We start from the raw sequence: 7,300 nt of genomic DNA, 5'->3' as shown, positions 1-7,300 counted from the left end.
CACCAGGGCTGGATTACTTGGCTGCTTTTTTCGGTTGCTTGTACGCGGGAGTGGTTGCTGTTCCTGCTTATCCGCCACGCAATCAGCGCAACACACCCAGAATTCAAGCTATTGTTACAGATGCACAAGCTGCGATCGCTCTGACGACAACAGAAATTTTGCCTACAGTACAGTCTTTAATGACAGAAGAATCAGTGGGATTGTTGGAGTGGCTGACTACTGACAATCTTGCACGGGGAATAGAAAATAGTTGGCAAGAACCAATCATTAATAGAGAGACTTTAGCGTTTCTGCAATATACCTCTGGTTCCACGGGGACGCCCAAGGGTGTAATGATTAGCCATGGAAACTTACTTCATAATGCTCAAACAACTTATCAATTCATGGAGCATTCAGCAGAAAGTAAGTTTGTGACGTGGTTGCCGATGTACCATGATATGGGTCTAATTGGTGGCATACTGCAACCGTTGTACGGGGGTTTTCCTTGCATTATTATGCCTCCAGCTTCTTTTCTTCAACGTCCTTATCGTTGGTTGCAGGCTATTTCCCAGTATCAAGGTACAACAAGTGGAGGTCCGAATTTTGCCTATGACTTATGTGTACAAAAAATTACTCCCGAACAAAAAGCAAGTCTTGACTTGAGTAGTTGGAATGTAGCATTTAATGGTGCTGAACCGATTCGCCACGATACCTTAGAGCAGTTTGCAGCAGCTTTTGCAGAATGTGGCTTCCGTAAAGAGGCATTCTACCCTTGTTACGGGATGGCTGAAGCAACTCTGATGGTTTCTGGCGTGCAAAAGGCTACATCACCTATTGTTAAAGCAGCCCAAAAATCTGCATTAGAATCTAATCGAGTCGTTGAGCCATCTGTTGAAGATGATAACGTTTACCATTTTGTTAGTTGTGGTCGAGTCATACCAGAACAGAATGTAGTCATAGCCAATCCAGAAACACTCAAGAGTCTTCAACCTGGCGAAATCGGCGAAATTTGGGTATCTGGACCGAGTGTTGGTCAAGGCTATTGGAATCGTTTTCAGGAGACAGAAGAGACCTTCCACGCTTATCTATCAGATACAGGAGAGGGACCATTCCTGCGGACGGGGGATTTAGGTTTTTTGCAGGATGGAGCGCTTTTCATCACGGGTAGAGCTAAAGATTTAATTATTATTCGAGGTCGCAATCTTTATCCGCAGGATATAGAATTAACCGCAGAACGCAGTCATCCGTCCTTGCGTTCCGGTGCTAGTGCAGCATTTACAGTAGAAGTAAACAATGAAGAAAAGCTGGTAGTCGTACAAGAATTAGAGTTTCGCGCCAGGCCAAATTTAGAAGAAGTAGCTAATGCAATTCGCCAAGCGGTTACTGAAGAGCATGAGGTGCAAGTTTATGCAGTTGTCTTAATTAAACCAGGTAGTATTCCCAAAACTTCCAGTGGTAAGATTCAACGACGTGCAACTCGCGCTCAATTTCAGAATGGCGAACTAAATGTAGTTGCCAGCAATGTACTGAAAAGTAGCAATATTGTCAGAGAGGAAACTCGATTACAGCGCTCTCAACTTTTGGCACTCTCCCCAAGGGAATGTCAAGTACTTTTGGAAGGATATCTGGTGGAACAGGAAGCGAGAGTCTTGGCGATCGCACCAGATGAGATAAATCCGGAAGAACCATTAAGCACTCTCGGACTAGATTCTTTAAAAGTATTTGAGTTGAAAAACCGGGTTGAAGTTGACTTGGAAGTAGAAGTATCTGTAGCAGACTTTTTTGAAGGGATGAGCACGCGATCGCTCGTCACAAAGATACTCGCTCAGATGAGAACAGAAGCTTTTAGACCCTCTGAGCCTATTAGCCGAGTCCAGAAAGCCGAAGTTTACCTCCTATCGTTTGCCCAGCAACGACTATGGTTCCTTGACCGATTGGAACCAGGAAACCCAGCTTACAATATTTCCTTAGCTGTGAATCTCAAAGGAGAGCTTGATGTTCTCCTGTTAGAGCAAAGTTTAAACGAAATTGTCCGACGACATGAAACCCTCAGAACCACTTTTACTACAGTCAACGGGCAGCCGATGCAAATTATTGCTGCTTCCCAAAAATTATCTTTATCAAAAATAAATTGTCAAGAAAGTATTGAATCACAAGATAATGCTGTAGTTCAACAACTTTTAACTGAGCAAAGTCAACAACCTTTCGACCTGACCAAGGGACCATTGTTACGTGCTAAACTTTTGTGTCTAGCACCGCAAGAGCACACCCTTGTGCTGGAAATGCATCACATAATTTCTGATGGTTGGTCTACCGAAGTCTTTTTACAGGAGATGGCATCACTGTACAAAGCATTCTTCACCGGAACTTCTTCACCTCTACCAGAAATTTCTATCCAGTACAAAGACTTTGCACAGTGGCAGAGACAATGGTTGCAAGGAAAAATCCTGCAAACCCAACTCTCTTACTGGAAGCAACAACTTGAGGGTATACCAACAGCATTACAGCTACCCACTGACCGACCACGACCTGCGATACAAACGTCACACGGTTCCCAAGAATCTATCGAGTTGTCTGAAGCTGTCATCACGCAACTGAAGGCGATTGCTCGTCAAGAGGGTGTAACTTTCTTTATGTTGCTATTAGCAGCATTTCAGATTTTACTCTACCGTTATACAGGACAAGATGATATTGCTGTCGGTTCACCGATCGCCAACCGCAATCATGATGAAGTGAAGGGGTTAATTGGCTTTTTTGTCAATACCTTAGTGTTACGCACAGATATGAGTGGCAACCCGACTTTTGGTGAATTGCTGACACGAGTGAGAAAGGTGGCTTTAGAAGCGTACACACATCAGGATTTGCCGTTCGATCAACTTGTAGAAGCAGTACAACCAGAACGGGACATAAGTCGGACACCACTTTTTCAAGTCATGTTCAATGTCCAGGACTACTCGCAGATACCAGAAATACCTGGTTTGGCATTGAGTTTGGTAAAGATAGAAACCAAAACAGCGCAGTTTGACTTGAGCCTGTCTATCGAAATTACAGAGCAAGGAGTGGCGGCATCATGTTATTACAATACCGATCTATTTGATGCTGCTACCATCACTAAAATGCTGAGACACTTTGAGAATTTGCTTTCAGGTATTGCGGTTAATCCTCAAGCTCGGTTATCTTATTTACCACTTCTGAGCGAGGCAGATCGTCAGGAGTTACTAGAACTGAGTAGTAATCAATCCCAAATCCCAAATTCCCAACCCGAAGAATGCATTCATCAACTGTTTGAAGCACAAGTAGAACGGACACCAAATGCAGTTGCAGTGGTTCTTAAAAACCAATATTTAACTTATAAAGAGCTAAATGAGCGAGCAAATCAACTAGCGCATTACCTTAAAACCCTAGGGGTTAAACCAGAAGTTTTAGTGGGAATATGTATACAGCGCTCTTTAGAGATGCTGGTTGGACTGTTGGCGATTCTTAAAGCCGGAGGAGCATATCTACCTCTAGATCCTGCTTATCCAAAAGAACGTCTGGCTTTGATGTTAAAGGATGCCCAAGTGCCAGTTTTACTAACTTCGTCAACACAATTGGACAAACTCCCCGAACATCAATCTCAAGTCATTTGCCTTGATATAAACTGGCAAGTTATTTCCGAAAACAGCCTGGAAAACCCTATTCATGAGACACAACCTGAAAACCTCGCTTATCTAATTTACACATCCGGTTCCACAGGAAAACCGAAAGGGGTAATGATTCAACATCGCTCCTTGAGTCGTTATATCAGTACTGTATGTATAGAGTTTGGGATAAACTTGAGCGATCGCGTGCTACAATTCGCTTCCATTAGCTTTGATACCGCCGCAGAAGAAATATTTCCCTGTCTAATCAGTGGTGCTGCTCTCATACTGCGGACAGATGAGATGATAAGTTCGGTACCTCAATTTTTAAAGCAATGTCATGATTGGGGGGTAACTGTTCTAGATTTGCCTACTGCCTTTTGGCATCAAGTTATCACCGAATTAGCAGCAGCAAATTTAGCAATTCCCAATTCTTTGCGATTAGTGATTATTGGAGGTGAAAGAGCCAGCAGAAAGCACCTGACAACGTGGCAGCGGCAGGTTCGCCAACAGATACGCCTTGTCAATAGCTACGGTCCTACAGAAACAACAATAGTAGCAACGCTTTGTCACTTATCAGTATCGACGTCTAGCGAAGTGCCTATTGGCAAAGCCATTCCTCAAGTCCAAACTTACGTCCTCGACCCAAATTTACAACTCGTGCCTGTAGGAACTCCTGGCGAATTGTACATTGGAGGTGCTGGTGTTGCTCGAGGCTACCTCAAGCAACCGGACTTAACAGCAGAAAAGTTTATTCCTAACCCCTACAGTTCAAAACCAGGGGAGCGTCTTTACAAGACAGGCGATTTAGTTCGCTACCTCCCTGATGGCAATCTGGAATTTCTTGAACGTATCGATCATCAAGTTAAGATTCGGGGTTTCCGCATTGAATTAGGGGAAATAGAAGCATTACTGAATCAGCACCCAGCCGTTCGAGAAGCGGTAGTTGTTGCTCATAGCGATCGCCCAGACCATCAACGCTTGATTGCTTATATCGTTGGGCAGTATTACCAGGAAACGGTAGAAGCGTTAAACACTCAACAAACCTTGCAGTGGCAAACTGTTTTTGATAGTCTTTATGAAAAGTTTGATACCAATCAACACTCTGGCTTCTATATAAAAGGTTGGGAAAGCAGTTACACAGGGGCATCAATCCCAGACGAAGAAGTGCGTGAATGGATGGAGCAAACCATCGGGCGCATCTTGGCTTTGCAGCCCAAGCGAGTTTTAGAAATCGGTTGTGGGGGTAGCGGTCTGATGCTTTTGAGCATTGCCCCTCATTGCCACCAATACTGGGCAACAGACCCGTCACAAAATGCTCTGCAAGTCCTCCAACAGCAGTTGAACATTCTAGAGCAGCCATTAGCAGGAGTCACACTCAGCCAGAGAAGTGCTTTAGATTTTGATGATGTGGCAGAGACTAGCTTTGATGCGGGCCTTCACCGATTTGGACGAGTTTTTATTACTGTATTACTACAGTAAGGGGCAATTCTTTACCCCCTCCTAAAGAACCCAATTGTTTCATGGCTTTATTTTGTAAATCTTGCACCCCTTGATGCAAGTCCTTAAAGTCGCGCCAGCCTTGCCAGTTAGTAACAGTTTTTTCAATCTCTTTATTTTCATTAAAACCAGTAGGAATTGCTGCTTCAATATCCAAGCGGATTTTCTTCAGTTTGCCTTCTAGTTTATCACCATTAAATGGGGTTTTCATTGCCATCATACCACAGTTATGAACGAAAACACCCGCTTTCAAAGCAAAGTTGTGATATTCAGGTACTGTGAGACAATAAACATCTTGCGTATAGTCTAAAGGCAGAACGGCGACAATTTTGTGATTGCACTTATGTTCTTTTTTCCGATGATTGTGCAAACCAATTGGAGTTTTAACTTCTGCTCCACAAATGTCACAGGTGTAGTACCTATTAGCAATTTCCTGAGATTTTGCTCTACCTCTTTCACTTAGGTTGTATTTCACTAAATAATGCTTACCACGCTCACCATTACCAGCAACGGCTTGTTTAAAGTGTTCTGGCTGTTGCTGCATATAATTTAGGATATTTTGAGTTCCTCTAGCAGTGTAGTACTCATATCCTTCTGGTGTTGCTGCTTTTCTGGCAAGTGCTGCTAGTCGTTTTTTCTCAAACTCTGGAGATTGCCAGTGTTGGTTACGTTCAACTAAGCTACGATGATAAGCAGAGTGGTCGCGATCGCCCATAAACTTCAAATTCTCAGGTCGGTTATCTGATTCATTAAAGTTTTGATGATGAATAACTGTTCTTTGTCCTTCAAATCTGGGAACCTTGCCTAGCAAACCAGACCTAGCAATAATCCAATGTGCTTTTTGCCATCTACCTGAGTAGGGCTGAGCGATTAAGGTATAACCATCTTTGTCAGTTTTTGAGTAGAACGGCATTAAGGATGTTCCAGATTGAAGATGTTGTGCTTCCTCGTAATTTCCATCCCGCAGCATGAATTGGTGATCTGGGGTGCAGATAATTTCTTCACCATTGTCCAGAATCACTTTGATAAGAGGAGCATTATGTCTGGTTAACCTTGCTTTTGCCTTAGCTGCTACGATTCTTCCAGTGGAAGTACAAGAGTAAACTATAAACTCTTCATGACATTCAGCTAAATCCTTGATGGGATACAATTTACCATCCACTAGAGGAATCAGAGTATCGCCGACAAAGCAGCCAATATCAACGCCGACAGCAGCTGGAATAATTGCGTCTTTGGTGGCAATTACTGAACCCACTAGGGCACCTTTACCCAAGTGAACGTCTGGCATCAACGCTACGTGTTTAAACACAAATGGCAGTGATGCTACGTTCTTTGCCATCTTGGTTTCTTCTGTCCCCAATGGGTGATTCGCCCAAGATAGGACAGGTGATGTCGTGGAAAGTTCTAATTCTTCGTAGGGCATAATTGAATTTTGGATTTTAGATTTAAGATTTTGAATTTAATTAATTGGTCTTTTTGACACAAGCTAATTGCATAAATTTCACCTTTGCATAATAAGTAAGTTAGTGTGAATAAACAGAAATACGTTACAAAATGTAAATGCATTTGCAACCCTTACAAATGACTTTTGACCCTCCGGGTATCTCTTTCGGAGACGCTCCAAATGTGCGCCAGTTCCTAAAGCGCGGGAAACCCGCCTGCTTTCCCAGGACTCACAAATGACTAAGGACGGCTTTTACCAGTGACGTTTTTTCTTACCGATTTAACTTATGTCAGAGGCTAAGAGCAAATAAAAATTCCTCTTACTTTATACTTAACTATTTACTTGTGTAGTATAATTGTAGCATAAAAATTAACAATGACAACCTCTTTGCGATCGCTCACAATTAATAATGAGACTCACTCCTAAGGGGTGTCCAAGAAATAAATTATCCATCTTGTGGTTCGGGCGTCCTCGCCCGTCGCTGACAATTGGCTCTCTAGAAGCCCGTAAAGAGAAAGTTGAATATTTTTTTATCTGGAAGTCCCTAAGTCCTAGCACAGCGCGACAGAAATAAGGCTACGGTTATAAATCGTTAAAAATCTTACAGTTTAAGCCTTTGATTTTCATCCTTTATCCTTCATACTTTAGCCTTTATGTACTGGTCTCAAGATAGATGAAGCATTGCTGGTTTTGAGGTATACGTAGGATGTCAGAAAATAATATAAGTTAAAATAAATTAATATAGTTTAATAAAAAC

The 7,300-nt window shown here is 42.6% G+C and carries 2 protein-coding genes; one reads left to right on the top strand and one right to left on the bottom strand.

Annotated elements, in window-relative coordinates:
- Positions 1 to 17: 17 nt before the first annotated feature.
- Entirely contained in the window at positions 18 to 5,081 is a 5,064-nt protein-coding gene (locus ACYRY3_RS06045) for a class I SAM-dependent methyltransferase (RefSeq protein ID WP_460200814.1), read from the top strand.
- Here the strand turns inward: ACYRY3_RS06045 and ACYRY3_RS06040 are convergent.
- The gene (locus ACYRY3_RS06040) at positions 5,062 to 6,522 is read right to left on the bottom strand and encodes an RtcB family protein (RefSeq protein WP_460200813.1); all 1,461 of its coding nucleotides are present in this window, start codon (positions 6,520 to 6,522) and stop codon (positions 5,062 to 5,064) included. The two genes, ACYRY3_RS06045 and ACYRY3_RS06040, sit on opposite strands and share 20 nt — an antisense overlap.
- Positions 6,523 to 7,300: the final 778 nt, after the last annotated feature.

The sequence above is a fragment of the Scytonema sp. NUACC21 genome, assembly GCF_054684315.1.
Note: the sequence above shows the minus strand (reverse complement) of the source record. Positions and strands in the feature narration are given on the sequence as shown.